Below are 25,662 nucleotides of genomic sequence, written 5' to 3'. Positions count from 1 at the left end.
GCCGCTGTGCTGTGTGCCCCGGCGGCCTGTGGAGGGCCGCGCCGGCGGGAACTGCCACGGTAACCCGGCGCGGGAGCGGCGCGGCCGGGGCCGCTGTCCGGCGTGTGCGCGACGGGGCCGGGCCCCGGTGGGTGGCTCCGGGGCCCGGCCGGTCGGTCAGCCCCGGTGGCCGGTGGGGCGGGTGAGGGCCAGGCTGCGGACCGCGTCGAGTTCGCCGTAGTACGCGAGGTGCTGGTAGCGCACGTCGGTGACGGTGAGGGTGGCCTCGGCGTTGCCCTGCTGCACGGTCGCCCCGAAGCGGACGGAGCCGTCCATCTTCGTCGTGCCGGTCAGCTTCTGCACCTGGTTGCCGTACCGCAGTTCGGCGACGACCTTCGCACCCCGCACCGGAGCGCCCTGTGCGGTCTTGACCGCGCCGTCCGCGGTGACCTTCCACGCGGCGTCGGAGCCCGGCCGGCCGAGCAGCTCGGTGTCGGCCTTCAGGGAGGCGACGGCGAGCTGCGACGGCGGGTTGGGCTGGCCGAACGCAACCTGGTCGACGGTCCAGAAGGCACTGTTCGTACCCGTGTAGCGGAAGCTCAGCTTCGCCGACTGTGCGCCCGCCGGAATGTTCAGCTGCAGGTGCTCGACCGTGTTGGTGTTCGCCCGGTACGACTTCACGAGCTGCGGCGCGCCACCGTCGTACGAGACGTAGACGTCACCGGTCTGCGGGCCGTCGACGAGGTAGTTCGTGGCGTACGAGACGTTCGCCGTGGCCGCACCGTTCAACGGGAAGGCGGGGCTGACGAGCGTGGAGTCGAACTGTCCTGCGTCGTGCGCCTTGTCGTCCCACTCGTCGGAGTCGGCGACGGCGAACACATTGCGGGCGCGGACGTTCGTCTCGCGGCCCTGGCCGCGCTCGGCGTTGGTCCAGAACTCGTCGGTGGCGAAGGACCAGCCGCGCCACTCGGTGACGCCACCGGACGGCATCTTCGAGTTGTCGATGGTCCAGCCGTCGGGGGCCGTGTTCGTCCACCCCTTGGTGCCGGCGGGGAGTTTCGTCTCGTCGACGGGGGTGCGGAGCGTGTCGCGCAGCGTGTCGAAGGCGTCCGGCTTCAGGGCGGAGAGCGCGGTGCCGTCGAGGTTCCAGGAGGGATCGATGGCGACGCCCTCGTGGTGCAGAACGGTCGGCGCGATGTCGGTGATCTTGACGTCGTCGCGTACCGAACCGGGCTCGATGCCCCGGCCGCGGGCGATCACGAAGGTGCCGCGCTCCAGCGGGGTGTTGCCGCCGTGGCCACCGGTCGGGGTGTGGCCGTGGTCGGCGGTGATGACGACGAGCCAGTTCTCCGTGGCGTACGTCGGCCGGGAGGCGACGGCGTCGAGCAGCCGTCCGACCTGTCCGTCCACGGTGTTGAGCGCCTTGAGGTAGGCGTCGCTCGCGCTGCCGGAGGCGTGCCCGGCGCCGTCGACCTCGTCGAGGTGGACGAAGGTGGAGTCGGGATTGCCATGGGCGAGATAGTCCGCGGCCTTCGCGGTGGTGCCCTCGTCGTTGCCGCCGGCGATCCGCAGATCCGTCGTCGAGCCGAAGATGATCTGCGGGACCGGGCTCCAGGTGCCGACGACCAGGGTGGACGTGGTCGGGTCGGCGGCCTCCAACCGGGTCGCGTAGTCCGGGTACTGGCCGTAGTTCGGGGCGGTGAAGTTGTTGTCCTTCACGTTGTGCTTGTCGGGCCAGACACCCGTGGCGATGGACGACCAGCCGGCGCCGGAGACGGTCGGGGCCATCGGGTTCGCGTACAGGTTGCTGCGCGCGGTCAGCCCCTCGGACATCAGCTGCTCGAGGTGCGGTACGTCCGCGCGGGCGAAGGCGTCGAACGTGGCGCCGTCGATGCCGATGACGAGGGTCTTCGCCTGCTTGCTGCCGGACGGCAGACCGGCGTACGGGGCCGCGGCGGCGGCCCGGGACTCGTCGGCGTGGGCGACCGGGGCGACGGACAGCGGAAGGGCGGCGGCGGCGACGGTGGCGGCGGCCAGCACGGTACGCGCGGAGCGCGATATGGGCACGTGATCCTCCGGGATCGAAAGCGGGGAAACCGGACAACGGGTGTTCGATGACGCGCCACAGACTCGCCGTCCGTGGTGATCGCCTCACGCCCGAAACGGGACGAGCGCGTGAACCGTACCCAACATTTGGACCAGACCCGTAACCATTACGTTATTTTTGACTCGGTTGTTATCGTCCGCGGGGCGACGGTGCCGCGCCGAGTGATCCGACGCGAACTCATCGGGTTTCAGGCGCTGTTGGCCGGAGGTTGAGCAGTCGGGGGTGCGGCGCGGTGTTCACGGACGGCCGGCGTTGTGCAACGCGGAGCGGAACGGTCCGTACCGCGGCCCGCCCGGCGGACATCCGGACGCAGCCGCCACGCGTGGCCGTACACCGCGAAGGACTGCCCGGCGGGGTGACCGTACTGTGCGAAGCTCGCCCGAAAGTCGCCGGTGTGACGGCCCGCCGGCGCGACCGGACCGGTGTGACCGGGAAGTCGTGATCAGCCGCATGGCTGCGACGCGACCACGGCTACGACAACGACTCCGTCGCCTCGCGCTGGTGAGGGATCGCGACCGGCGCCGCTCCCGGCTGCACAGTCACGGTGCGCGTCGGAGCGGGGACCGTGATGCCCTCGGCCCGGAATCGCTCGTGCAGGCGCTTGATGAACTCGTGCTTGATCCGGTACTGGTCGCTGAACTCGCCGACCCCCAGAATGACCGTGAAGTTGATCCTGGAGTCCCCGAACGTGTGAAACCGGACGGCCGGTTCGTGGTCGGGGACGGCGCCGGTGGTGTCGGTCATCACGTTCTCGACGATTTCGGTCGTGACGCGCTCGACGTGTTCGAGGTCGCTGTCGTAGCCGACACCCACTTGGACCATGATCGAAAGTCGCTGTTCCGGCCGGCTGAAGTTGATCATGTTGGTGCCGGCGAGCTGTGCGTTCGGGATGATCACGAGGTTGTTCGACAGCTGACGCACCACGGTGTTCCGCCAGTTGATGTCGACGACATAGCCCTCCTCGCCGCTGCTGAGCCGGATGTAGTCGCCTGGCTGCACCGTCTTCGAAGCGAGGATGTGCACGCCCGCGAACAGATTGGCCAGCGTGTCCTGCAACGCCAGAGCGACCGCCAGACCGCCCACGCCCAGCGCGGTGAGCAGAGGCGCGATGGAGACGCCCAGCGTCTCGAGCATGACGAGGAAGCCCATCGCCAGCACCACGACGCGCGTGATGTTGACGAAGATCGTGGCCGATCCGGCCACCCCCGACCTGGACTGCGCCACGGACCGCACCAGACCGGTGATCACCCGGGCCGCCGTGAGCGTCGCGGACAGGATGAGCAAAGCGGTCAGCGTCATGGTGACGTGGTGCCCGACCCTGGCGGTCAGCGGAAGCGCCGTGGCTGCCGCAGCCGCGCCGGCGGCTGTCGCCGCCCAGGGGACCAGCGTCCGCAAGGCGTCGACGATGACGTCGTCACCGCGCCAACGCGTCCTGCTGGCTCGTTCTCCCAGCCATCGCAGGGTCACGCGCAGCAGGAGGCCCGCCGCGATGCCGGCAGCCACCGCTGTACCGGCGACGATCAAGTCGTGGAGAGTGAGAGCCCGGTTCACCGCTGCGCCCCCGCTGTCCGGGGAACACGACTGATGGGGGGAACCGCCGCCGTTTCCGGGCGCCGGACGGGGTGCTTCGTCACCGTTTTACCTGTTCGATTCTCGGGTGTGCGGTTCGCGCCGGGAGACACGGATGTGCGGGCTGGGGTCCGACGCGATCGCCCATCCTGCCGTACGCGTTCGAAAGCGCCGCGGCTGACCCTGCGTCGGCTCAAGCAGGGCGGAAGTGCTGATGGCAGTCCAGAGTGCGAGAGTACGGGGGCCTTCCCGCGGTTCGTGACGTTCATGGGTCTCATGGCCTTCCTCGGACTTCGTTCCTTGCGTCACCCCCGTCGATGGACAGTTCAAGGGCTGCGGAGGGTGTGGTTCCCGAGGGGCCGCCCGTGTTCAGGTGCCGGTCGGTTCCGGCCGGAGCTGTCGAGACCGGTCTTCCGGCGTCGCCCGACCGTCCACAGAGCGGCCGAACGACCGCCAGGAGAGCCGGGGCAAGTCCGCCCGGCGGTATACGACGAGACGCGGCGTCGGCTTTGGGCCGACGGTGTACGCCGTGCCCGGAAACGTAAACGTCTTCAGCGGTTAGCCGCAGCGGTATTGCCACAGTGGGTAACCCACTTCTACGTTCTTCATCACGCACCATATCTACGTGCGTAGACCCATTCCGCCACAGTGAGGAGGGGTACATGAGCCGCACCGTCATCCACGGCGGCCTCGTCGTCACCGCGTCCGACGAAATCCACGCCGACGTACTCATCGAGGGCGGCCGCATCGCCGCGCTCGCCGCGCACGGCACCGACGCGGCCACGAGCTGGACCGCCGACCGGACCATCGACGCCTCCGGCAAGTACGTCATCCCGGGCGGTGTCGACGCGCACACGCACATGGAGATGCCGTTCGGCGGCACCTACGCCGCCGACACCTTCGAGACCGGCACCCGGGCGGCCGCCTGGGGCGGCACCACCACGATCGTCGACTTCGCCATCCAGACCGTGGGGCGCGCGGTCCGCGAAGGACTCGACGCCTGGTACGCGAAGGCCGACGGCAACTGCGCCATCGACTACGCCTTCCACATGATCCTCTCCGATGTGAACGAGTCCTCGCTCAAGGAGATGGACCTCCTCGTCTCGGAGGGAGTCACCTCCTTCAAGCTGTTCATGGCGTACCCCGGTGTCTTCTACAGCGACGACGGCCAGATCCTGCGCGCCATGCAACGGGCCGCAGGGAACGGCGGGCTGATCATGATGCACGCCGAGAACGGCATCGCGATCGATGTCCTCGTCGAACAGGCGCTGGCCGCGGGCCGCACCGACCCGCGCTACCACGGCGACGTCCGCAAGGTGGCGCTGGAGGCCGAGGCCACCCACCGTGCCATCCAGCTCGCCCGGGTCGCCGGATCCCCGCTGTACGTCGTGCACGTCTCCGCCGACGAGGCCGTCGCCGAGCTGGCAGCCGCCCGCCACAAGGGACTTCCGGTCTTCGGCGAGACCTGCCCGCAGTACCTCTTCCTCTCCACCGACAACCTCGCCGAGCCGGACTTCGAGGGCGCGAAGTACGTCTGCTCCACCCCGCTGCGACCGAAGGAACACCAGGAGGCGCTCTGGCGCGGCCTGCGGAACAACGAGCTCCAGGTCGTCTCCACCGACCACTGCCCGTTCTGCTTCTCCGGCCAGAAGGAGATGGGCCGCGGCGACTTCTCGAAGATCCCGAACGGCATGCCCGGCGTGGAGAACCGGATGGACCTCCTCCATCAGGCGGTCGTGGACGGCCACATCTCCCGCCGGCGCTGGATCGAGATCGCCTGCGCCTCCCCGGCCCGGATGTTCGGCCTCTACCCGAAGAAGGGCACCATCGCCCCGGGCGCCGACGCCGATGTCGTCATCTACGACCCGCACGCCGAGCAGACCCTCTCCGCCGAGACGCACCACATGAACGTCGACTACTCGGCGTACGAGGGAAAGCGGATCACCGGACAGGTCGAGACCGTCCTCTCGCGCGGCGAAGTCGTCATCGACCGGGGGACGTTCACCGGGCGCGCCGGCCACGGCATGTACATCCCGCGCGCCACCAGCCAGTACCTGGACTAGGAGCACCTGCCATGGACTTCGGACTCGTCCTCCAGACCGACCCGCCCGCCTCGGCCGTCGTGGGCCTGATGCGGCGCGCCGAACGCAACGGTTTCCGCTACGGCTGGACCTTCGACTCGGCGGTGCTCTGGCAGGAACCGTTCGTCATCTACAGCCGGATCCTCGAACACACCGAACGCCTCATCGTCGGCCCCATGGTCACCAACCCGGGCACCCGCACCTGGGAGGTCACCGCCTCCACCTTCGCCACCCTCAACGACATGTACGGCAACCGCACCGTCTGCGGCATCGGCCGCGGCGACTCCGCGATGCGCGTCGCCGGACGCAAGCCCAACACCCTGGCCCGCCTCGGCGAGGCCATCGACGTCATCCGCGATCTCGCCGAGGGCCGGGAGGCGACCGTCGACGGGCAGCCGGTCCAGATCCCGTGGGTCAAGGGCGGCAGACTGCCTGTCTGGATGGCCGCGTACGGCCCGAAGGCGCTCGCCCTCGCCGGACAGAAGGCCGACGGATTCATCCTGCAGCTCGCCGACCCGTTCCTCACCGAGTGGATGATCAAGGCCGTACGGGACGCGGCGGCGGAGGGGGGCCGCGACCCGGACTCCGTGACCATCTGCGTCGCCGCCCCCGCCTACGTGGGCGACGACCTCGACCATGCCCGCGAGCAGTGCCGCTGGTTCGGCGGCATGGTCGGCAACCACGTCGCCGACCTGGTGTCCCGGTACGGCGAACACTCCGGCCTCGTACCCGAGGCACTGACCGAGTACATCGCGGGGCGTGCCGGATACGACTACAGCCACCACGGACGCGCCGGAAATCCGGACACCGCCTTCGTCCCCGACGAGATCGTCGACCGGTTCTGCCTCCTCGGCCCCGCCGAGGCACACATCGAGAAACTCCGGGCGCTGCGCGACCTGGGCGTCGACCAGTTCGCCGTCTACAACATGCACGATGCGCGCGAAGCGACGATCGACGCGTACGGCTCCGAGATCATCCCCGCCCTGTCCGCCTGACCCGCGCCTCCCCCCACGGCTGTACGCGCCCCTCTCCCCAGCCCGCACGGCACCGCTCCCGAGCGAAGGGTCCAGCCGCCATGACGTCCACCGTCCCACCCACTCCACCGATCCCACCGCAGGACCGCATATCCGCGCCGCCGGACCGGGTGGAACTCGCCCCCGGGGCCGTCCCCGCCGACAACCGCTTCATCAACGAGGACCTGTTGCCCGTTCCCCTGGAGCGGCGCAACTGGACCACCTACAACTTCGCCGCCCTCTGGGTCGGGATGGCCCACAACATCCCGTCGTGGCTGCTCGCCTCCGGTCTCGTCGCCCTCGGCATGGACTGGAAGCAGGCCGTCTTCACCATCGCGCTGGCCAACCTGATCGTGCTCGGCCCGATGCTGCTGACCGGCCACGCCGGACCCAAGTACGGCATCCCGTTCCCCGTGCTGGCCCGCGCCTCCTTCGGTCTGCGCGGCGCCAACCTGCCCGCGCTGATCCGGGCCGCGGTCGCCTGCGCCTGGTTCGGCATCCAGACCTGGATCGGCGGCGTCGGCATCTTCACCCTGCTCGGGAAGATCTTCGGTGGCTGGGCGAACGCCTCCGAGATCGGCGGGCAGCCCTGGACGCTCTGGCTCTGCTTCGCCCTCTTCTGGGCGGTCGAACTCGCCATCATCTACCGGGGGATGGACACTCTGCGGCGGTTCGAGAACTGGGCGGCGCCGTTCGTCATCGTCGGCGCCCTGGTGCTGCTGGTCTGGGTCGCCGTCAAGGCCGGCGGCTTCGGGCCGCTGCTCGACCAGCCCTCGAAGCTCGGCTGGGGCGCGGACTTCTGGCCGGTCTTCTTCCCGTCCCTGATGGGCATGATCGCCTTCTGGGCCACGCTCTCCCTGAACATCCCCGACTTCACCCGCTTCGGCGCCGGTCAGCGCGCCCAGATCTGGGGTCAGACGCTGGGCCTGCCGACCACGATGACGCTCTTCGCGCTCCTCTCGGTCCTGGTCACCTCCGGCTCGCAGGCCGTCTATGGAAAGGCGATCTGGGATCCGGTCGAGCTCGTCGCCAGGACCGACAACGTCTTCGGACTGCTCTACGCCCTGGTGACCGTGCTGATCGCGACGATCTCCGTGAACATCGCGGCGAATGTGGTGTCACCCGCGTACGACCTGGCCAATCTCGCACCCAAGCTCATCAACTTCCGTACGGGCGCGCTGATCACGGGTGTCGTCGGTGTGCTGATCATGCCGTGGAAGCTCACCGAGACCCCGGAGCTGTACATCTTCACCTGGCTCGGTCTGGTCGGCGGTCTGCTCGGTACGGTGGCCGGCATCCTGATCGCCGACTACTGGATCGTCCGACGCACCGTACTCGACCTCGCCGATCTCTATAGCCCCGGCGGCCGCTACTGGTACACGGACGGCTGGAACTGGCGCGCCGTCGGTGCCTTCGCTGTCGGCGGCGTCCTGGCCATCGGCGGTTCCCATTCCGCCCCCGGAAAGGGCCCGTTCCCGGCCGACGGCCTGATCCCGTTCCTGAAACCGCTCGCGGACTACGGCTGGGCGGTCGGCCTGGCCTCCTCGCTGCTGCTGTACGTGCTGCTCAGTGGCCGGTCCGGGGTCACAGCGGCTGCTGGGAAAGGCTCAGCAGCGCGCTGATGTCGAGCGTCTCGGCCGCCGACGACGCCGCCGCTCGTGAGACCGAGCACGATCACCGTCGCCCGGGCCGACGTCCGCGTGCCGGAGCGATGACCGGTCACGTCGCCTCTCACGGAAGGAGATGCCGGCCCGGTCCGGTGTCGGCGCCCGACCATGTGGGCGTCCGCCCGGGCCGGAACGGCCGCGCACCCGCGTACACAGGGTGAGGTCCAGCCCAGTTTTCTGTCACGGACGGTGGGGGACGGTGTCGGGGCACCGAGTCCGTCACCAGGAAGAGGAAATGCGAACGATGAAGCTGTGCATGGGGAGTCCGTCCGGGGCCGTGCTGCGGGTCGCCGTTGTCGCAGGAATGGCCGCGGCGCTCGCGGCACCCGCGACGGCCGCCACCGCCGTGACACCCATGGCGACGCCACCCGGCCTCTCCTGCGACACGGGAAAGCACGAGATCGACGACTACACGGGATACGCGCTGTGCCGGAACAACGGCACCACGGCGCAGACCTTCTGGGTGCACCTGGTCTGCGGCTGGTCGCCGGACGTGGACGGTGAACACGTCACCCTCAACCCGGGCCAGTCCGGCCAGTCCACCGCACACTGCGCGGGCATCGGCACCGGGATCGGCGAGATCAGCGTCCAGCCCTGAGGGCTGTCCGCCGGAGGCGGAGTGAGTGAGCACGGTGGTGGTGTCGACCGTCCTCGGCCGACCGGGTCCGTCACCGCGCGGCTGTCCGTTCCAACAGGACTGCGAGCGCCGTCGCCAGCCGCTCCCGCAGCCCGTCCGCGTCGCCGTCCACCCACCGGTGGTCGGCGTGGAACGCCGACCGGTCCACCCGCCAGTCCCGCACCGTGCGGCAGCGCTGGGTGACGAACCGCTCGTGGCGCCCACGCCGCGCGGCACGGCGGGCGTTGCGCGAGAGGTGCGCGCTGTGCCGCTCGGCCACGGCCCGCGCCGTGGCCACCTCCGGCTCCCCCGGCAGCAGCAGCTTGATGTGGTGTTCGAAGTTACAGGCGGGGGACAGCGAGGCAGCCTCGTCCGCCGTCTGCGGTGTGTCCGCGTTCCAGGGGGAGGCCTCGATTTTCACCCGTATGACGGGGAAGCCCGCCGCCCGAAGTTCGGCCGAACGGAGCAGGGCGGCGGCCCGCCGCTCGGTGAGGGTGCCGCGCCCGGTCTCGGTCAGCATGGGCTGGTCGGGCATGGCGCCGCGGTCCAGGACGATGAGGGTGAGCTTCAGCCCCATCCGTGCCGCCCGGTGTTCCAGGCGTGCACTCGCGTCTCGCACTCTCCCGCGAACTCTGATTCCACGGGCCCCCACCCCAGCCGTTCGGTTCTGTCCACTCCAGCCGGAGAAACCAGCAAGCGGTACTGACACTCCATGCGGAACGGTTGAGTGGACCGGCCGCTACTCGTTACCCTCCAGTAAGTTCGCTTGGGCGGACAGATTCGGAAGGCGCGGGCACGCGCCGAAATCCGGGAGGCGTACAGCCCATGTCCTCAGCAGAGTTCACGGAGTCGACCGGACTGGCGGACAGCGCACGCGAGCTGGCCGACGGCCGGACCACCTCGACCCAGCAGGTGTCCGCCGCCCTCGAACGCATCGAAGCGAGCCAGAACACCCTCAACGCCTTCCGGCACCTTCGTGCCACCGAAGCACTCGCCGAGGCCGCCGAAGCAGACCGGCGCCTCGCCGCGGGGGAGCGGCTGCCCCTGCTCGGGGTGCCGGTCGCCGTCAAGGACGACACCGATGTCGCCGGAATGCCCACCTACTTCGGCTGCCGCGGCGACCTGCCCGCGGCCACCGCCGACAGCGAGGTCGTCCGCCGCCTGCGCGCCGCGGGGGCCGTGATCGTCGGGAAGACCAACTCCTGCGAGCTCGGGCAGTGGCCCTTCACCGAAGGAGCCGCCTTCGGCGCCACCCGCAACCCCTGGAACACCGGCCACACCCCCGGCGGCTCGTCCGGCGGTTCGGCCGCGGCCGTGGCCGCCGGGCTGGTGCCCGCCGCGCTCGGCTCGGACGGCGCCGGGTCCATCCGTATCCCCGCTGCCTGGACCCATCTCGTCGGCATCAAACCGCAGCGCGGCCGGATCTCCGTCCACCCGCACCACGACGCCTTCCAGGGCCTCACCGTCAACGGACCGCTGGCCCGCACCGTCGCCGATGCCGCCCTGCTGCTCGACGCGGTCGCAGGGCCGCACCCCGGCGACCCGCACCGGCCCCCGCCCGTCGCGGCCTCCGCCGCCGCGGGCCGCCACCCCGGCCGGCTGCGGATCGCCCTCGCCTGGCGGCCCCCGCTCACCCTCACCGGTACCGCCCCCCACCCCGACGTACGACGGGCCGTCACCGCACTCGCCGAGGCGCTCGCCCGGCTCGGCCATCAGGTCGAGGAGGCCAGGCCCCGTTACGGGCTGATCGGTCTGGGCTTCGTCCCCCGTGCCACGGCCGGGATCGCCGAACTTGCCGCGCTCCACCCCGAACCCGCCCTCCTCGACCCGCGCACCCGCAGCGCCCTGCGCACCGGCACCCGGCTCGGGGGCAGGGTGGTGCGGGCGGCCCGGGCCCGGGAGGTGCGCCAGCAGCGCAGGATCGGTGCGCTCTTCCACACACCCCGGGTGGGAGCCCGGTTCGACGTACTGCTCACCCCGACCACCGCCGCGCCCCCACCCCGGATCGGCACATTCGACGGCCTGAGCGCCTGGCGCACCGATGTGGCGATCACCGAGGCGTGCCCGTACGCCTGGCCGTGGAACGTGCTGGGCTGGCCCGGCATCAATGTCCCGGCCGGGTTCACCGCCGACGGGCTCCCCGTCGGCGCCCAGCTGCTCGGTCCCTCCCGCAGCGAGGAGCTGCTGATCTCCCTCGCCGCACAGCTGGAGGCCGATCAGCGCTGGTACGAGCACCGGCCGCCTGCCCCCACGGGCTCCTGACGCGCCACCGGTCAGAGCGGGCGGCGGGCGTCGACCACCCACACCCCCGCCCGCAGCAGCACACCCTCCGCCGTCTCGTACGGCAGCAGGCTGTCCGTCATCGAGGCCCGGGTGGCGTCGGAGACGGTGAGACCCGGCGTACGGGAGACGAAGAAGTCCACCGCGTCCGCAGCGTCCCGTCCCCAGCAGGTCGTGGCCGTCACGGGGGCGATGCCGATCTCCTCGAAGCCCACCGCGCCCAGCACCTTCCGGACGCGCTCCGGGTCCGAGAGCGAGGCCATGGCCACCGCCACCGCGTTCTCCACCGGGTGCTCCTGTCCCAGCAGGGAAGCCAGCAGCCCGAGCGCCTCGCGCTCCGCACTGTCCGGCAGCGGGGGCTGCGGGCAGATGAACGCCAGCCGGCCGCCGGGGCGCAGGGCGCGCGCGATATTGGTGAACGCCGCGATGTGGTCGGCGAAGAACATCACGCCGCCCCGGCTGATCGCCACGTCATAGCCGCCCGGCTCGAACGGATGGACCTGTGCATCCCCCAACTCGTAGGAGACGGAGGGGAATTCCTGGGGGTCGGTGAGAGCCCTGGCGCGTTCGATTAGCGGCACGGAGACATCGACGCCGGTGACCCGGCCCCGCGGGGCGCGCCGGGCGGCGATCCGGGTCGAGGGCCCGCTGCCGCAGCCGATGTCGACGACCCGGTCGTCCGCGCCTATCGCCGCGGCGTCGAACAGCGGCTCGTCGAAGCGGGCCAGCATGGCGTCGTAGCGGTCGGGATGGTCGGCCCAGTGCCGGCCGATCGGTCCGTTCCACGCGTCGGTGGCAGTCATGCGTGCTCCTCGGTCCTTGTGATCAGGGTGGCCTCGATGCGCTCGACGGCGCAGATCGCGCCGAACGCGATCAGATGAACCAGGCAGTGATCGGTGAACGGCGGCGCCAGCCAGGCCGCCACGTCCTCGTCCGTGATCCGGTACGGGGCGCGCGCCGCGAGCAGCGCAAGCCGTGCGCCCGGCCGCTCCGCCCGGGCCGGTAGTTCCCCGCCGTGCAGGGGAAGCGGTGCGACGCCGTCCCAGGCCGCCACCGACGCCCGTACCAGCTCCGCGTCCTCGTCGCTGAGCAGCCCCGCACCCAGGTGCGCCGCCGCGCGCAGCGCGCCGAACGCGGTGCCGATCGGCGTGTCCGCCGCCCACGTGGGCGCCGCCCCCTCGGTCTCCAGCAGGGCCAGGCTCTCGCCGGGAACCAGTTCGCGGCGGACCGTACGGGCCAGCGACCGGCCCGCCACGCTCCGTACCAGGCGGTACTTCTCGGCGCCCCCGGGCAGCATCTCCTCGGTCAGCAGGGACGACACGATCCGGTTGATGAAGTGGAAGGCGAGCGCCGTCCCGATGTACTCCGGTGCCTCCCCGGACGGGAACGGCTGCGGCGTGCTCATGTCCTTGCCCCACGCCAGCAGTTGACGGTGTCGGGAGTCCTCGGGCTGCTCGCCGCGGGCGATTCTCTCGGCCAGGGTGTGGTCGCCGGTGGCATGCAGGAGCACGGTGTGCGCGGTGACGCAGAACGGGCACCGGTTGGCGAGCGACACCCCGGCCGCCACCACCTCCTTTCCGGTGCGCGACGCCTGCCCGGCCAGCAGGGACTCCCGCATGACGGCCCAGGTGCCGGTCAGCAGCGGCGGCGCGGCGGACAGGACGACAAAGGTCGCGGCGCGGTCGATACCGAAGTCGGTGGCCAGCTGTGCGTAGACATCGGCGACCACTCCGGTCGCCGACGTCGGTGGTTCGGGTGAGGTGTAGCGAAAGGGTCCGGTCATGGTGACGATGCTCACCCGTCGGACGGTGCCCGGTCGTCGTACGGTCGAAGGCAGTTGAGGATGGTCCCGGCCGACCGGCGGTGGCCCTGACTACTGCCCCGGGAGTAGTGCGGAGTCCGTCCCGCAGGATGATGACCACGCCGCTGCACGGGAGTTAGGGTGCGGCGCATGCAGGGGGACATCGGCCGGCGGACTCACCTGCTGGACACTGGACTGGCCGTCGCGATCGGCGCGGCGGTTCTCGCCGCGGCCTACGCCGCCTCGGGGCCGGACACCCTCGACCTGTTGCTTGTCGCAGTCGGTAGCCTGGCTCTCACCGGCCACCGGCAGGCGCCGCGCGCCGTGCTCGCCGTCACCACCGTCTCCATGCTGGGGTACGTCGTGCACGCGCACCCCGGAACCTGGGCGGCGTTCCCCGTGCTGGCCGCCGTGCATGCGGCGGCGCGCAGCGGACACCGTGTGTGGGGCATCGCCGCGGGCGCCCTCTTTCTCGCCGGGTACTTCATGGTCCTGATCGTCGCCGCACCCAGCGCGCAGGACACCGTCGAGCGGACCGTGCTGCTGCTCGGCTGGTTCCTCTGCGCCGGCGTCACCGGACTCATCGACAAGAACTGGCAGGCCTATCTCCGCCAGACCGAGCAGCGGGCGCTCGACGCCGAACGCAGCCGTGACGAGACGGCGCTGCGCCGGGCCGGGGAGGAGCGGCTGCGGATCGCCCGGGAGCTGCACGACTCGCTGACCCACTCCATCTCGATCGTCAAGCTTCAGGCGGGAGTTGCCGTTCACCTGGCCCGCAAGCGGGGCAGTGAGGTGGAGCCCGCGCTGCTCGCGATCCAGGAGGCGAGCGGCGAAGCGATGCGGGAGCTGCGCGCGACCCTGGAGGTACTGCGCACCGATGTGGTGGAGCCGGGCACGGGGCTGGACCGTATCGACGAGCTGGCAGAGCGGGCCCGTACCGCGGGCATCGCACTGTCCGTCACCGTCACCGGAGTCGAACGCACCCTGCCGTCGGACGTCGACCGGGCCGCCTACCGCATCGTGCAGGAAGCACTCACCAATGTGGCCCGGCACGCCGACCGCGCCCGGACGACCGTCGAAATCATCTACGGGGAGCACGTGTTGACCGTGAGCGTCGACGATCAGGGTCCCTGCGCCCCCGGCGATGCCGTCACCGCGGGCACCGGCCTCACCGGCATGGGCGAGCGTGTCAGGGCCCTCGGTGGCACCCTCGCCGCCGCACCACGCCCGGCCGGCGGCTTCTCCGTACGCGCCGAACTGCCCCTGCGGACAAGGGGAAACCCGGTATGACACACCAGGAAGCGATCCGGGTGCTGATCGTCGACGACCAGGCCCTGATGCGCGCCGGATTCCGCGCCCTGCTGGACGCCGAGGACGGCATCGAAGTGATCGGCGAGGCAGCCGACGGCCGTCAGGGAGTGGAACTCGCCCGGCACCACGCCCCGGACGTCGCCCTCGTCGACGTACAGATGCCCGTGATGGGCGGCATCGAGGCCACCCGCGAGATCGCCGCCGACCCGCTGCTGGCCGGCGTCCACGTCGTCATCCTCACCAACTACGGGCTCGACGAGTACGTCTTCGACGCGCTGCGCGCCGGGGCCGCCGGGTTCCTTCTCAAGGACACCGAGCCCGCCGAACTCCTCCAGGCCATCCGCGTCGCGGCCCGTGGCGACGCGCTGCTGTCGCCCGCCATCACCCGCCGCCTGATCGGCGAGTTCGTCTCCCGGCCGCCCGACCGGACCACGGCCCCCGGCTTCGAGACCCTGACCCGCCGCGAGCGCGAGGTGAGCGCGCTGGCCGCACGTGGGCTGACCAACGAGGAGATCGCCGCGCACATGGTGATCAGCCCGTTCACCGCAAAGACCCATGTCAGCCGGGCGATGACGAAGCTGGGCGCCCGGGACCGGGCCCAACTCGTCGTCTTCGCCTACGAGTCGGGTCTCGTCGCGCCGCGGGACCCCCTCCCCTGAGACGTTCCGGGGCCCCCGACGGAATCATCGGCCCGGAAGCTCCTGCGGCCAGCGGCCGATCTCACGGAGCAGTCCCATGAACGCACGCTCCGCCGGGGACAGCACCCGGTCGCGCCGTCGCACCAGACTGACGGGACGGGACCGGGGCTGCGGAGTCACCGGAAGGACGGCGAGCGATCCGGCGCGCACATCGTCCACCACGGCGTGTTCCGAGATCAGCGACACCCCGAGCCCCGCCGCCACGCACTGCTTGACGGCCTCGGGACCCCAGATGTCTCCGTGCGGAACCTCCGTCAACTCCCATTCCGCCAGGACCTGTTCCTGCAGCTCCCGGGTCTGGGATCCGGGCTCCCGCAGCAGGAACCGCGACTCCGACAGGTCCTGCGGCCGGACCTCGCCCGCGTCCGCCAGTGGATGGCCGGGCGCGGCGATCAGCACCAGCCGCTCGTCGAGAACGGTCTCCGGCACCAGCTGCGCGGCCGTCGGCGCTCCCGCCACCACCGCGATCCCGATGGCACCCGACAACAACCGCTCCAGCACAGCCTCGTTGTTGCCGACGAAAATGTCGCACTCGATGCCCGGATGCCGCTCCTGGAACCGGGCGAGCAGCGGCGGCAGCAGGTACGTGCCGACCGTCGTCGTGCCGCCCACCAGCAGCCGCCCGGACGTCAGTCCACTCACCTGCTGCACGGCGGCGACCGCCTCGTCGGCGAGGAGGAAGACCCGTCGGCCGTACTCGGCGAGCACCTCGCCCTCGGCCGTCGGCCTGATCCTGGCCCCCGACCGGTCGATCAGCGTGACGCGCAAGGACTGTTCGAACCGGCGCACCTGATTGGAGACCGACGGCTGACTCATGTACAGCTTGTGCGCGGCCGCCGAGAATCCCTGGTGCTCGACCACCTGCATAAAGATCCACAACCGGTGGAGGTTGAGTTCCACACGCCTCCCTAAGTTGATCGTCGGCGCGGAGCCTAGCCCCGATCCGGCCTGGTGGGGAGGGGGTGCGGCAGGGCGGATGCGGCTATGACGGCTATAGCGATCCCGGTGGTTCTGCCCGCCCCGCGCCGGGTGCTACCCATGAGCTGTGAGGCGGCAACCACCGCCTCGGTACTTCGACCTCAGGGGTGGATCCGTACATGAAGGAATCTGTTGCCGAGCAGTTCGAGGTCAACGGGCGCGGCTACGCGTGGCCCCGGCGGCCCGTCGTCGTGGTCTGCATCGACGGCAGTGAGGACGCCTACCACGAGCGGGCGATCGCGGACGGCAGGATGCCCTTCCTCGAGCGGATGCTGGCACGGGGCAGCGATCTGCGGGCCGACTGCACCATGCCGTCCTTCACCAATCCCAACAACATCTCCATCGCCACGGGTGCGCCGCCCGCCGTGCACGGCATCTGCGGCAACTACTTCTACGACACGACGTCCGGCACCGAGATCATGATGAATGCCCCGGAGCTGCTCCGGGTGCCGACCCTGTTCGCCGCGTTCTCGCAGGCAGGTGCCAAGGTCGCGGTCATCACCGCCAAGGACAAGCTGCGCCGGCTGCTCGGCCGCGACCTCACCGACGGCATCTGCTTCTCCGCCGAGAAGGCCGACCAGGTGACCGACGAGTCCCACGGGATCAGCAAGGTCCTCGAACGCGTCGGCATGGAACTGCCCTCGGTGTACAGCGCCGAGCTCAGCGAGCTCGTCATGGCCGCGGGCACCGACATACTGGCCAAGGACCGCCCCGACCTGATGTACCTCTCCCTGACGGACTACATCCAGCACAAGCATGCGCCGGGATCACTCGTCGCCAACGACTTCTACGCCATGCTCGACAGCTACTTCGAGCGGATCGACGCACTCGGAGCGGTCCTCGTCATCACCGCCGATCACGGCATGAACGCCAAGAGCGACGCCGACGGCGCGGCCCAGGTCGTCTTCCTCCAGGACCTGCTCGACACCCGGCTCGGCGCGGGAGCCGCCCGCGTCATCCTGCCCATCACCGACCCGTACACCGTCCACCACGGGGCGCTCGGCTCGTACGCCACCGTGCACCTGCCGGACGGCACGGACCGGGCCGGTCTGCTCGCCGAACTCGCCGCCCTGGAGGGCGTGGACACCGTCCTCACCCGCGAGGAGGCCTGCGAGCGCTTCGAACTCCCCGGCGACCGCATCGGCGACCTCGTCGTCATCGCCACCCGCAACACGGCGCTCGGCACCACGCCCGCCCGGCACGACATCTCCGGCTTCAAGGAGCCGCTGCGCTCACACGGCGGTCTCACCGAACAACGCGTGCCGTTCCTCGTGAACGCGCCGACCGGTCCGCTCCCCGACGGACACCGGCTGCGCAACTTCGACGCCTACTGGGTCGGCAACGCCCTGGCAGCCGGACGGCCGCTCACCTCCTGACCGTACCGCCGTACCACCCCCAAGGACCCGGCCCCGGCGCGCTGCCGAGGCACGCGCCGGGGCCGTGCCATGCCCTTCTCATGCCTGCGGACCGCCCCACCGAACCGCTCATCTCCCCAACCACGCACATCGAGGACAGGACCCCGCCATGGCCGACCTCGTACCACAGAACCAAGGATCACCCGTCACCACCCGCGACGCACTGGACCGGATCTCGCCGCTCCTGCGGAGCGCACGCGCCGCCCGCTGGCGCCGGCAGATCTTCGCGATCACCTGGATCGCCTACGCAGGCTTCTACTTCGTACGGCAGGCATTCTCCGTCGCGAAACTCGGCATCCTCGACGATCCCGCCGTCAACACCGTGCTCACCGAGCGTGCGCTGGGCGTCATCGACGCCGTCTACCTCGCGGCCTACGCGGCCGGGCAGTTCCTGTGGGGCATGTGGGCCGACCGGTTCGGCCCCCGCGTCGTCGTCATCGGCGGCATGATCGGGGCCGTCGCCGCCGCCTGCATCATGGGCGTGAGCAGCGCACTCCTGGTGTTCGGCGGTGCGATGGTCCTGCAGGGACTGTCGCAGTCGGCCGGGTGGGCGCCGCTCTGCAAGAACATGGGCAACTTCTTCACCGTGGCCGAACGCGGCCGGATCCTGGGGCTGTGGTCCACCAACTACGCGTTCGGGGGCCTGGCCGCACCGCCGTTCCTCGGCTGGGTCGCGTACTCGGTCTTCGACAGCTGGCACGCGGCGTTCCTGGCCGGCGCGGCCACACTCGCCGCGGTCCTGCTGCTCTTCGTGCTCTTCCAGCGCAACGCCCCGCAGGACGTCGGTCTGGTCGAGCCCACCGAGGAGACGGACCCCGAATCCGGCACCACGCCCGAACCCGTCCCGACCGAGCCCTCTCTCACCGGTCTCGCCCTCTACCGGGAGACGCTGCGCGACCGCATGGTGCTCACACTCGGACTCTCGTACTTCCTGCTCAAGCCCGCGCGGTACGCCATCCTGCTCTGGGGACCGGTGATCGTCAGCCGTCGGCTGCCCGAGATCGACAAGGTCGGCGCCACCCTCATCCCCGTCGCCTTCGGCGTCGCGGGCATCCTCGCCCCGATTCTCGTCGGCTGGGTCTCCGACCGGTTCTTCCAGTCCCGGCGGGCACCCGCCTGCGTCATCGCGCTCGGTGTACTGACTGCCGCCCTCGCTCTGTTCATGCCGCTCACCGCCGCCGGCAGCGCCGAGGTGATGATCGCGGTGCTTGCGGTGATCGGTCTCTCCGTTTATGCGGCCGACGCCATGATCTCGTGCGTCGCAGCGGTCGACTTCGGCAGCGCCAAGGGCGCGGGGACGGCCGCCGGACTGGTCAACGGCTGCGGTTCGATCGGTGCGATCCTCGGCGGGCTGCTGCCGGGATTCCTCTCCGGCGGCGTCCTGTTCACCGGCTTCGCCGGGGCCGCGCTGCTCGCCGGGCTGTTGATGCTGCCCCACTGGAACCGGCTTCCGCGCACCGCGTGAGCACGCCACGGGCCGTACGCCGTCGGCCGGTACGCCGCCGAACCCCGTACGCCACCGGACCGCGCACCCTCATCCCGTACGCCTTGAGAAGGGGATCACCATGACTGTGAACCGAGCCGACACCGCTGTCGTCGGCGGCGGAATCGTCGGCCTCGCACACGCGCTGGCCGCCGCCCGCCGCGGCGACCGAGTCGTCCTGTTCGAGCGCGACGACTACGCCGTGGGCGCCTCCATCCGGAACTTCGGCATGATCTGGTCCATCGGCCAGCAGCGCGGCGCGACGTACGAGCGGGCGCTGCGCAGCCGTGAGATCTGGCTGGAGACCGCCGCCAAGACCGGCCTGTGGGCCGCCGAGACCGGATCACTGCACCTGGCCCACCACCCCGACGAGGTGGACGTGCTCGAAGAGTTTGTCGCGACCACGCCGCCCGCCCGGGAACGGGGCGTCAGGATGATCACGCCGCGGGAGACGCTGGAGCGCTCCGGCACGACCCGCGTCGGCGGGCTCCTCGCCGCGATGTGGAGCCCGACCGAGCTCAACGTCGACCCGCGCCGGGCCATCCCGGCACTCGCCTCGCATCTGGTTGCCGAGTACGGCGTCGACATCAGGTTCGGGGCGACGGTCCGGGGCATCAATCTGCCGACCGTGGAGACGACCGACGGCGACTGGTCGGTCGACCGGGCCTACGTCTGCAGCGGCAACGACTTCGAGACCCTGTACCCCGACGTCTTCGCCGAGAGCGGCCTGGTGCGCTGCAAGCTCCAGATGATGCGGACGGGCCCCCAGCCGGAAGGCTGGGAGCTCGGCCCGATGCTCTGCGGCGGGCTGACCCTGCTGCACTACGCGGCGTTCGACGACTGCACGTCCAAGGCCCGGCTCGCCGAGCGGATGGGACTCGAACTGCCCTTCCACCGGGAGAACGGCATTCATGTGCTGCTCTCCCAGACGGCCGACGGCCGTCTGACGATCGGTGACAGCCACGCGTACGCCAAGACCCTCGACCCGTTCGAGGACGAGGCGATCAACCAGGCGGTCCTCGACTACCTCGATACGTTCGCCGTGCTGCCCGACCCGCGGATCACCGAGCGCTGGGTGGGCTACTACCCGTCGCTGCGGGACGGCCGGACCGAACTGGTCGTCGAGCCGGAACCGGGCGTCACCGTGGTCAACGGGGTCGGCGGGGCGGGGATGACGCTCTCGTTCGGACTGGCGGAGGACGTCATCAGCACGTGACGTCACGTCGATGCCCCTCATCTGCCCGGCAGATGAGGGGCATCGGCATGTTCCGGGCCGTGCGGAGGGTCTTCAACTGTTGGGGGTTTGGCTTAAGCAGGCTGGTTGATGCTGCTTCGCGTTATTGGGACGGTTCCTCGGACTCTCCCACCCGTTTCCTCCTTCCTGGTAACGGTTTCCGCTGTTGTTGTGAGGGGGGTTCCTCCTTCTCTGCGTCGTGGGACGTCGACGATCTTGGTTTCCCCGTGCATTGCGGTGCCCCGGGGTGCGGAGGGCTCGGGCGGATCGACGGGACACGGTAAGGCCGTGTCCTTGTGTGAGGGTCGTTCGTTAGTCCGATCAAAGCGCCGGGGGTGGCCGCTTCGGGGGACTGACCGGGATCGTGCGGAAAAGGAAGGGGGGATGGGTGTGGCCAAGTTGATGGCGACGGCCACCTGTACCGCCTTCCGTGGTGTCCTGGAGAGCAGCGGTGAGCGGGTCGGGCAGGGCTTGCTGTTCGAACGGGTGGGGTTTTGGGCCCGGTTGAGTCAGGAGCTGACCGGTGCTCTGGTGGCTTCGCGGTGGGACGAGGACTCGCTGGACGTGCTGGCCGCCGGGGCGGACGAGCGGGGCGAGGCGCTGCCGTCCAAGGGGTGGATGGCGATGCGCCGCCTGGACTGGCCGCAGGCCGTCACACTCCCGGCCGGGGTGTATGTGTCGGACCGGGTGCGCCGCGGTGCCGAGGAGTACGCGGCCCGGGCTCTGCGTCTGGCCCTGCACCGGCGCACCATCGTGACCGCGATCCTGGCCACCTGGCCCACCGATCCGAGGCGGCGCACCGAGGCGGAGTGGGCGGCGCTGCGGAAGCTGCTGCCCGCCGGTGTGAGCGGTGCCGAAATCCGCAACCGCACCCGCCAGATCCGTGCGTACGTGGCCGAGCACGGGTACCGGCCCGCCGGATTGTGCGTGCTGGAGGGGCCGCCGCAGGTCGGCGAGTTGGTGCTGCTTGCCGCGATGGACCGCCAGCAGGTCACCCTGGCCAGGGTGGACGAGACCACCGCCCGTTTGCGTCTCAAGCTTCCGCTGTGTGCGGCTCCCGCCTCGGGCCGTGACTGGGCCTGGCACGTGATCGACATCCGCCTGCCCGGCACCGTCGGGGTGGACTCGGTGCTGCACACCCCCACCCTGCGCCCCACCCGGGCCGGGAGGATCGCGGTGGACCTGCCGCACTCCCGGCCCGCCCCGGCCACCAAAGCGAGCGGGCATACCGTGGCACTCGGCTTCGACTGGGGTGTGGGCACCCTGCTCACCGGCACGCTCGGCCGCCTGACCGGCAAAGGACAGACCCGGCGGGTTCTCACCGACGGGCGGCCCCTGATCTTCGACGCCACCACCGTCAGCGCCACCCTGCACCGGCTGCGCGGCGTCCGCGAGCACCTCGCCGCCAAGCGCGATCACCAGCGGGCCCTCGCGGACGGCCTCGGCTCCCCGCACCTTCGCTGGGGCGAACACCTCGATCGGGCCCGGGTGCTGGAGGTCGAGCACGGGCGGGTGTGTGCCCGGATCCGGCACCTGAACGACGCACTGGCCCGGGCGGCGGCCCGCTGGGCCGTCGACCAGGCGGCAGCGCTCGGCGCGAGCGTCATCTACCTCGAAGACCTCGCCACCCTGGAGGCCCGAGGCCACCGACGTGGCAATGCCCGCCTGTCGGGGCAGGTGCGCGGCACGGTGGCCGAGGCGATGCGGTACCTGGCCGCGAAGGCGGGCATCGCGGTGGTCACCGTCCCGGCCCGCGGGACCTCCAGGCTGTGCCCCGGCTGCCTGGGCGCCCTGACCCACCACCCTGCCCCCGACCGGCTGGCCGAACGCGGCTGGAGATGGGCGCACTGCACCCGGTGCGGGCTGTCCATGGACCGCGACCATGCCGCCGCCCGCCGGATCGTCTCCCGCGGCCTGCTCGCCCAGACCCACACCACCACCGACCCCACCACCCACACCCGCACCATCCGCACCACCGTCGACGGCACCGTGACCCCGGTCCGCCGCCCGAAGAAGACCACCCGCCGCATGCGCCGCCAACACCAAGCACAGACGGCCCCGCCCCGCCCGCACGGGCCGAAGACCACCCCGGGCAAGGGTCACCCCACCCCCAGCAGGCCCACTGGCCCTGGTGGCCGAGACACCCGGCACGCCGCCCGAGGGCAGGCCCCGGGCCCGAAGACTTCCCGCCGTATGCCCGACGCGCGTACGGTCCCCGCCACCACCCCCACCGGGATGGTCCAGCGTCCGGCGGGGCATGACACCACGACACCCACCCCCACCGGGCCGGTGTCAGGTCATGGAGTACCCGCCCATGTACGGCCTGAGGAAGACCTTCCTCCACCCGGACGCAGGCGGCTCTCACGCAGAACCTGTCGACGACGCACCCGCGCCGCCGAGCGGACCGGCTTCCACCACCTGCACGCCACCGCAGTCCACCCCCTCACCCCGAGGATCGGACCCCGCCCAGGCGACCGCACACGGCCACGCCGCGCCCGAAAAGCCCGGAAACCACAGGCACACACAGAGTTCTAGAGACGCTCAGTAGGCGATGCAGGCCGAGTGCCACTCGGTGTAGAAGTCCCACACTTCGGGGGAGCACTCCGGCGGCCCGTACTGGGAGGCCTTCGAACCGACATGCGGCAGATGGGCGTAGGCCCCGACACCGGGACGGTTCACATGGAGCATCCCCGCCTCGAACCGGTCGATCGCCTCGAACGCCCGCGACTGGGACGCGGTGAAGATGGTCCCCGACATCCCGTACTTCACTGAGTTGGCTATCGTCATGGCCTCGTCGAACCCGTCAGCGTCGACGACGGCCAGCACTGGTCCGAACACCTCCTCCTGGGCCAGCTCGCTGTCCCACGGCACATCACGGATGACGGTCGGCTGCACGTAGCAGCCCTCGGGCAGGTCGTCACGCCGTTCCCGCCCGCCTCCGCACAGCACCTTGCCACCGTCGCGCTGCGCGCCGGCGACGGCTGCCAACGCCGCTTCCGTGCGTGCGGTGTTGACCACCGGGCAGATCCGGGACGCGGGATCGTCCCCGGGCCCCACCCGCAGCCCCGCGACCTGCCCGACGAGCCGGTCGAGGAACTCCTCCCGTACCTGTACGTCGACCACCACCCGGCTCGTCGCCGAGCAGCGCTGCCCCGCCTGACCGAAGGCTCCGTGCACCACGGCGTCCACGGCCTTGGCGAGATCGGCGTCGTCGCACACGATCAGCGCGTTCTTGCCGCCGAGTTCGAGCTGGGTGCGGAGCAGCCGATGCGCACCACCGGCGTGGATGGCGGTGCCGACCGGCAGCGATCCGGTGAAACTGATGCCCGCGACAGCAGGGTTGGCGACCAGTGCCTCGCCCGCCGCCACATCGCCCTGGACCAGATTCAGCACCCCGCCGGGGAGCCCCGCCTGCTGGAATATATCCACCAGGAGCGCCGAGGTCAGCGGGGTGAGCGGGGACGGCTTGAGCACCGCCGTGCAGCCGGACAGCAGCGCGGGTGCCACCTTCCACATCGGGATCGCGAGGGGGAAGTTCCACGGCGACACCAGCCCCACGACCCCGATGGGCTTCCTGAAGGTGTAAGCAAAGGTGCGCTCCTCCTCCGCGGGGGCAGTCACCCCACCGAGCAGTCGCGCCTGACCGGCGGTGAATTCCAGCACGGCCCGCGCCCGGTTCACTTCGCCGCGCGCCTCGCTCAGCAGCTTGCCCTGTTCGCGGGTGATCACGGCGGCGACCTCCGCGGCCCGCTCGCCGAGGATGCGGCCGGCCGCGGTCAGATACGCGGCCCGTTCGATCGGGCCACGGCCGCGCCAGGACGGAAGTGCGGCGGCGGCCGCGTCGACCGCCTGGTCGACGTCGACACCGCCGGATTCGGTGAACTCACCGATCACATCGGCGAAATCGGCAGGATTGACGTTCTCCCGGACCTGCCCCGACTCCGCGGGGACCCACTGTCCGTCGATGAAGTTGAGCCGAAGGTGCTGTGACATGCCCTCCCCTTCATTTGGACCCACCGGCAGCAGTGCCGGACCAGGTCAGGCTGGCGCAGGAGAAGGGCTGTCACAATGCGCGATTGGCGAATGCCCCCGATAGCATCGACCTATCGGGGGGTCCGGAGCGGCGGGGCGGAGCCCTACGGGACGCGTGCGGTCCACTCCTCGGTCCCGAACTTCGTCGCCACGAGCTCCTCGGCCCGCGCCATCTCCTCGTCCGTCACGTTCCCCCGGGTGAGGCCGTGCCGGGTCCGGAAGGAGTCGATCATCCGCTCGATGACGGCTTCGCGCGTCAGACCGGTCTGCCGCCGCAGCGGGTCGACGCGCTTCTTGGCGCTCCTGGTGCCCTTGTCGGAGAGTTTCTCCTTGCCGATCCGGAGCACGTCGAGCATCTTGTCGGCGTCGATGTCGTACGACATGGTCACGTGGTGCAGCACGGCGCCCTCTCCGCCGACCACTCGCTTCTGCGCCGCGCCCGCGATCTTCCCGGCGTCCGTGGCGATGTCGTTGAGCGGCTGGTACCAGGCCTTGATGCCCATGTCGCCGAGCGCCTCGAGCACCCAGTCGTCCAGATAGGCGTAACTGTCGGCGAAGGAGAGGCCGGAGACCAGGGAGTCGGGGACGGAGAGCGAGTACGTGATGGTGTTGCCCGGTTCCACGAACATGGCCCCACCACCGGAAATGCGGCGAACCACGGTCATCCCGTGCTTCGCGGCCCCTTCGGGGTCCACCTCGTTCCGCAGGGACTGGAAGCTGCCGATCACCACAGCAGGTGAGGCCCACTCCCATACCCGTAGAGTCGGGGGTCGCCGCTCAGCGGCCACCTCGGCGGTGATCACCTCGTCCAGTGCCATGTGCAGGGCTGGTGCCTGTGGCTCCGTGTGCACCAGTTGCCAGTCGTAGTCGCTCCACTCGGTCGCGTGGGCCAGAGCACGCCGGACGGCGATGCCGACGCCCTCCGCTGTCAGCCCGAGCATCGTGGTCGATTCGTCGGCCACCTCTCGCGCTCGGCGCACGGGAGCGGGCCGGCCGGACTCTGCCGCGACAGCGTCCGCGTCCAGGTCGAAGACGCCGTCCTCCTCTCACGAGGAGGAGTTCAGCCACTGAGGTATGTATGCCAAGGTCCACGCACTCCACTGCTTCAGGACCTGCACCGGCGCGAACTCCGCCGGCCAGACGTCGATCCGGATCCGTTCCATCGTCTCCTCGGACTCGTCCGCTGCGATACCCGTCTCCACAGCCCGCGCCAGGTTCTGCTGCTGCACGGCCCGACGGCACTTCGAGGCCGGCCTCGAGAACGTGGTCCAAGGACGACACGTCGAGCGTGGGCGGCTCCGTGGCGACGTGCGCCTGCGCATTCACGTCGACGTTCGCCTCGGTCCGGATCCCGCGGCTCTCCCCGCGGCGGCACGCTACCTGCCACTCGGGTGTGGA

At 70.6% G+C, this 25,662-nt stretch carries 19 protein-coding genes and 1 pseudogene; 11 read left to right on the top strand and 9 right to left on the bottom strand.

All coding sequences use genetic code 11. From position 1 onward, the window contains the following. Positions 1 to 156 precede the first annotated feature (156 nt). Together OG395_RS15700 and OG395_RS15695 are read right to left on the bottom strand one after the other, a co-directional pair. Positions 157 to 2,046: an alkaline phosphatase family protein gene (locus OG395_RS15700; RefSeq protein ID WP_327243496.1), complete on the bottom strand. Its 1,890-nt coding sequence runs from the start codon at positions 2,044 to 2,046 to the stop codon at positions 157 to 159. A gap of 511 nt (positions 2,047 to 2,557) precedes the next feature. Next, positions 2,558 to 3,637 (bottom strand): mechanosensitive ion channel family protein, encoded by a 1,080-nt coding sequence (locus tag OG395_RS15695; RefSeq protein ID WP_327243495.1) that lies wholly within the window; start codon positions 3,635 to 3,637, stop codon positions 2,558 to 2,560. 680 nt (positions 3,638 to 4,317) lie between these two features. Between OG395_RS15695 and hydA the strand changes: the two genes are divergently transcribed. The 4 genes from hydA to OG395_RS15675 all read left to right on the top strand — a co-directional run bounded on the left by hydA (position 4,318) and on the right by OG395_RS15675 (position 9,014). Then, on the top strand, positions 4,318 to 5,718 hold the full coding sequence (gene hydA, locus OG395_RS15690) for a dihydropyrimidinase (RefSeq protein WP_327243494.1): 1,401 nt from the start codon (positions 4,318 to 4,320) through the stop codon (positions 5,716 to 5,718). 11 nt (positions 5,719 to 5,729) lie between these two features. Beyond that, the gene (locus tag OG395_RS15685; RefSeq protein WP_327243493.1) at positions 5,730 to 6,731 is read left to right on the top strand and encodes a TIGR03842 family LLM class F420-dependent oxidoreductase; all 1,002 of its coding nucleotides are present in this window, start codon (positions 5,730 to 5,732) and stop codon (positions 6,729 to 6,731) included. An 80-nt stretch (positions 6,732 to 6,811) separates the two neighbouring features. After that, complete coding sequence (locus OG395_RS15680) at positions 6,812 to 8,371, top strand: NCS1 family nucleobase:cation symporter-1 (RefSeq protein WP_327243492.1); 1,560 nt, start codon at positions 6,812 to 6,814, stop codon at positions 8,369 to 8,371. A 289-nt stretch (positions 8,372 to 8,660) separates the two neighbouring features. Further along, positions 8,661 to 9,014, top strand: a complete 354-nt coding sequence (locus OG395_RS15675; protein WP_442818756.1) for a hypothetical protein — start codon at positions 8,661 to 8,663, stop codon at positions 9,012 to 9,014. A gap of 70 nt (positions 9,015 to 9,084) precedes the next feature. On the opposite strand, the gene OG395_RS15670 is transcribed toward OG395_RS15675, so the two are convergent. Then, positions 9,085 to 9,651 carry a hypothetical protein gene (locus OG395_RS15670; RefSeq protein WP_327243491.1) on the bottom strand — a complete coding sequence of 189 codons (567 nt, stop codon included), beginning with the start codon at positions 9,649 to 9,651 and terminating at the stop codon, positions 9,085 to 9,087. Positions 9,652 to 9,857: 206 nt separating this feature from the next. On the opposite strand from OG395_RS15670, the gene OG395_RS15665 reads away from it, so the two are divergent. Further along, a complete protein-coding gene (locus OG395_RS15665) occupies positions 9,858 to 11,294 on the top strand; it encodes an amidase (protein ID WP_327243490.1) in 1,437 nt (478 codons plus the stop codon). 11 nt (positions 11,295 to 11,305) lie between these two features. On the opposite strand, the gene OG395_RS15660 is transcribed toward OG395_RS15665, so the two are convergent. Then, the gene (locus tag OG395_RS15660; RefSeq protein ID WP_327243489.1) at positions 11,306 to 12,115 is read right to left on the bottom strand and encodes a class I SAM-dependent methyltransferase; all 810 of its coding nucleotides are present in this window, start codon (positions 12,113 to 12,115) and stop codon (positions 11,306 to 11,308) included. Then, positions 12,112 to 13,095: a carboxymuconolactone decarboxylase family protein gene (locus OG395_RS15655; RefSeq protein ID WP_327243488.1), complete on the bottom strand. Its 984-nt coding sequence runs from the start codon at positions 13,093 to 13,095 to the stop codon at positions 12,112 to 12,114. The genes OG395_RS15660 and OG395_RS15655 overlap by 4 nt, the downstream gene beginning before the upstream one ends. Positions 13,096 to 13,263: 168 nt before the next feature. On the opposite strand from OG395_RS15655, the gene OG395_RS15650 reads away from it, so the two are divergent. Beyond that, positions 13,264 to 14,403, top strand: coding sequence for a sensor histidine kinase (locus tag OG395_RS15650; RefSeq protein ID WP_327243487.1), 1,140 nt, complete (start codon positions 13,264 to 13,266; stop codon positions 14,401 to 14,403). Next, complete coding sequence (locus OG395_RS15645; RefSeq protein WP_327243486.1) at positions 14,400 to 15,083, top strand: response regulator transcription factor; 684 nt, start codon at positions 14,400 to 14,402, stop codon at positions 15,081 to 15,083. Before OG395_RS15650 ends, OG395_RS15645 begins: the two co-directional genes overlap by 4 nt. 24 nt (positions 15,084 to 15,107) lie before the next feature. Here the strand turns inward: OG395_RS15645 and OG395_RS15640 are convergent, their stop codons facing one another. Continuing rightward, on the bottom strand, positions 15,108 to 16,022 hold the full coding sequence (locus OG395_RS15640) for a LysR family transcriptional regulator (protein WP_327243485.1): 915 nt from the start codon (positions 16,020 to 16,022) through the stop codon (positions 15,108 to 15,110). A gap of 197 nt (positions 16,023 to 16,219) precedes the next feature. Here OG395_RS15640 and phnA point away from each other — a divergent pair, with 197 nt between their 5' ends. From phnA to OG395_RS15620, 4 genes are all read left to right on the top strand, one after another. Next, positions 16,220 to 17,476, top strand: coding sequence for a phosphonoacetate hydrolase (gene phnA, locus OG395_RS15635; protein WP_327243484.1), 1,257 nt, complete (start codon positions 16,220 to 16,222; stop codon positions 17,474 to 17,476). A gap of 148 nt (positions 17,477 to 17,624) precedes the next feature. Further along, positions 17,625 to 18,980 (top strand): MFS transporter, encoded by a 1,356-nt coding sequence (locus OG395_RS15630; protein WP_327243483.1) that lies wholly within the window; start codon positions 17,625 to 17,627, stop codon positions 18,978 to 18,980. 100 nt (positions 18,981 to 19,080) lie between these two features. Further along, positions 19,081 to 20,214, top strand: coding sequence for a TIGR03364 family FAD-dependent oxidoreductase (locus OG395_RS15625; RefSeq protein ID WP_327243482.1), 1,134 nt, complete (start codon positions 19,081 to 19,083; stop codon positions 20,212 to 20,214). Positions 20,215 to 20,616: 402 nt separating this feature from the next. Next, positions 20,617 to 22,767, top strand: coding sequence for a zinc ribbon domain-containing protein (locus OG395_RS15620; protein WP_327243481.1), 2,151 nt, complete (start codon positions 20,617 to 20,619; stop codon positions 22,765 to 22,767). A gap of 6 nt (positions 22,768 to 22,773) precedes the next feature. Here OG395_RS15620 and OG395_RS15615 read toward each other — a convergent pair whose 3' ends face one another. The 3 genes and pseudogenes from OG395_RS15615 to OG395_RS15605 all read right to left on the bottom strand — a co-directional run bounded on the left by OG395_RS15615 (position 22,774) and on the right by OG395_RS15605 (position 25,493). Beyond that, positions 22,774 to 24,225 (bottom strand): aldehyde dehydrogenase family protein, encoded by a 1,452-nt coding sequence (locus OG395_RS15615; protein WP_266979717.1) that lies wholly within the window; start codon positions 24,223 to 24,225, stop codon positions 22,774 to 22,776. A 143-nt stretch (positions 24,226 to 24,368) separates the two neighbouring features. Then, positions 24,369 to 25,214, bottom strand: a pseudogene (locus tag OG395_RS15610) (lipoate--protein ligase family protein); the annotation flags it as partial. A 96-nt stretch (positions 25,215 to 25,310) separates the two neighbouring features. Continuing rightward, complete coding sequence (locus tag OG395_RS15605) at positions 25,311 to 25,493, bottom strand: hypothetical protein (protein ID WP_327243480.1); 183 nt, start codon at positions 25,491 to 25,493, stop codon at positions 25,311 to 25,313. Positions 25,494 to 25,662: the final 169 nt, after the last annotated feature.

It is taken from the genome of Streptomyces sp. NBC_01320, from assembly GCF_035974375.1.
GTDB lineage: Bacteria > Actinomycetota > Actinomycetes > Streptomycetales > Streptomycetaceae > Streptomyces > Streptomyces yanii.
The sequence above is the reverse complement of the archived record's forward strand: the minus strand, read 5'-3'. Positions and strand labels throughout refer to the sequence as shown.